Origin of the sequence: Bacillus haikouensis (assembly GCF_013179555.1) — a bacterium.
GTDB classification, from domain to species: Bacteria; Bacillota; Bacilli; order Bacillales; family Bacillaceae_B; genus Rossellomorea; species Rossellomorea haikouensis_A.
This window is the reverse complement of sequence record NZ_JABMCR010000410.1, coordinates 1-2,769: the sequence shown is the minus strand read 5'-3', so window position 1 is coordinate 2,769 and position 2,769 is coordinate 1. Positions and strand designations below refer to the sequence as shown.

The window sequence follows — 2,769 nt, the reverse complement described above, 5'->3', positions numbered from 1 at the left end:
GGTCAAGACACCTCTATTAAGTGAGCCGGCAGCGAACTCCCAGGACTTAGCTGGGAAGTTTTATGCTGAGGACAATAGCTTTATTATTCCTGAAGAGTACGTTTCCAGCTGGGATGCGATGGAGAACTTATACAAAGAGTTCTCTACAGACATCATTACAGGGAAGCGGTCAATCGATGATTTCGACAAGTTCGTAGAAGAGTGGAAAAATGCCGGTGGAGAGCAAATCACCGATTATGCGAACAAACAATTAAAGTAAGGAGTTCTAAATATGACTTCATTTCAAGAACGAGTGAGAGGCGTCGTTATATCTACCGCTTTAGGTGATGCATTAGGGGCAACGATTGAGAAATTGAGCTATGAACAAATTAAGGAACAGTATAAACGGGTGGAATCATTAAAGACGAAATGGTATAAAGCTGATGCCTCAGTCGACGTGAATCTGGGCAGGCAGCGGGGAAATGGGATTGTAACAGATGACACTCTTATGACCTTTGCATTGATCAATGTCTACAATAAGGAACTCAGACATTTAGACGCATACGACCTAGGGAATCAGTTTGTGAAAGAGATTGCTTACAATAAGACCTATATTCCTGAATTTGGCAGGGAAGCAATGATCATCGATCGTCTTTTCTATCCGGAGAAGTATATCTTTATGCGTCATGTGCTGGCGAATTGTGAACCACGGGAGGGCGGATTAGGAAATATGGTCAACTGCGGTGCTGCGATGTATATTGCTCCTATCGGTATAGTAAATGCGGGAAATCCAAAAGCTGCCTATGATGAAGCGATTCTGTTCGCAATGGGGCATCAATGCAGTTATGGGTTAGAAGCTGCAGGTGTATTGGCTGCCTGTGTGGCGAAAGCATTTGAAAAAGGAGTTAGTGTCGATGACATCGTAGAAACAGCCATTCATTTAGCCAAAGATGGTACGAAAATGGCGATTATAGAATTGACAGAGGCAGCCAGGAGACTTCGTGGTGAAAAAGCGGAGATGGATCACGTCATTCACACCTTCCAAACAATTATGAGCAAATATTCACCTATGGGAGACGATGTTCACCGAAAAGTTGAAAAAGTGGGCATTCCATCCAATCATTATACACCAAGCCGCTTATTTTCCATTGAAGAGCTTCCGATGGCGCTCGCCTTTATCGTGTTGAATGATGGAACGTATTATCCAGCCATTTATGATGGAATCAATTCTGGGAGGGATACTGATTCGATTGGTGTCATGATCGGTGTCATCCTTGGAGCGTTGCATGGTGAAAAAATTGTCAAAAAAGAAGACATTGAACTTTTACAAGAAACGAACAAAATAGATTTATATGAAATTTCTGACCGATTCTGTGAGACGGCGAAGAAAATAATAAGAGAAGATTTAACCATTCAAGAGAAGAGAATGAATTACTTCAAGGAAAACTGCTAATTGGGAGTGGATGATTTGATTCCGGAAAACTATTTAGAAAAGGTCTATGCAGGATTTCTGGGAATGAATGTCGGGATTCGACTGGGTGCCCCCGTCGAACCCCCTGTGTGGACGGATAAAAGAATAAAAGAGGTCTTTGGTGATATAAGAGGTTACACGAAAGAGTACAAAACATTTGCTGCGGATGATGATGCCAATGGTCCGGTATTTTTTATGAGAGCTTTATATGATGATGCTTCAGATAGAGAATTAACTGCTGAGGATGTCGGCAAGGCCTGGTTGAACTATTCAAGGGAAGGAATCGGGATGTTCTGGTGGGGAGGAGAAGGTATCAGTACGGAGCATACAGCGTATATGAATCTGACCAGAGGTATTCCTGCACCACAATCAGGTTCCATCGAGATGAATGGATTAATTGAAGCGGAACAAATCGGCGGTCAAATCTTCATTGATACGTGGGGACTTCTGTTTCCAGGATGTATAGAAAAAGCTGCTGCGTATGCAGAAAGAGCAGCAAGTGTGTCCCATGATGGGAATGGTGTGTATGGGGCGAAATTCATGGCTGCGTGTATCGCAAAAGCATTCGAGGCAGCATCAATTGGGGACATCCTGGATGCTGGACTTAGTGTAATCCCTGAGGACTCAACCTATTCAAGCGTGGTCAACGCAGTTAGGGCTTTTCACAGGGAAAACCCATCTGACTTTAGGGCTTGCCGTCAATACCTTGAAGATGAATGGGGCTACGATAAGTATACTGGTGTGTGTCATATCATTCCTAATGCAGGTGTTTGCATTCTGGCATTGTTATACGGAGAAGGGGATTTTGCAAGAACGATTGAAATCGCTACCATGTGCGGATGGGATACGGATTGCAACGCGGGAAATGTTGGTACCATTGCCGGCGTCTTTCATGGAATCAAGGGAATACCTGATCATTATAGAAAGCCGATCAATGACTTTATTTGTACCTCCAGCGTATCAGGTTATCTTAACGTACTGGATATCCCAACCTTCTCAAAAGAGGTTACTTTGTTAGGGTATAAATTGGCTGAGTGCGAAGCGCCAGCTGAATTAGTCGAAGGCTTTAAACCTGGTGAAGTGTATTTAGATTTCATGCTCCCGGGTTCGACACATGGATTCCGTACAGATAACTCATTTAAATCACTTCTTTACCCTAGCGATAAGGTTGGTCTTGATGGAAGAGGGTCATTGAAAGTGGTCATTGACCGAATGATTGAAAGCGACAGAAGTAAGATTTTTTACAAGCCTTTTTACAGAAGAAATGAGTTTAACGATGAAAAGTATAAACCTACATTCGCCCCGACGGTTTATAGTGG

At 43.0% G+C, this 2,769-nt stretch carries 2 protein-coding genes and 1 pseudogene; all 3 read left to right on the top strand.

The window, feature by feature from the left end:
* Window positions 1–259, top strand: a pseudogene (locus HP456_RS22375) (extracellular solute-binding protein); the annotation flags it as partial.
* 12 nt (window positions 260–271) lie between these two features.
* The gene (locus HP456_RS22370; protein ID WP_172255201.1) at window positions 272–1,432 is read left to right on the top strand and encodes an ADP-ribosylglycohydrolase family protein; all 1,161 of its coding nucleotides are present in this window, start codon (window positions 272–274) and stop codon (window positions 1,430–1,432) included.
* A 15-nt stretch (window positions 1,433–1,447) separates the two neighbouring features.
* The coding region (locus HP456_RS22365; RefSeq protein ID WP_216663388.1) for an ADP-ribosylglycohydrolase family protein at window positions 1,448–2,769 on the top strand (1,322 nt) is incomplete at its 3' end.

Excerpts from the sequence above, each read along its gene's own strand:
- HP456_RS22370 (WP_172255201.1), top strand. The coding sequence starts at position 272 with ATGACTTCATTTCAAGAACGAGTGAGAGGCGTCGTTATATCTACCGCT.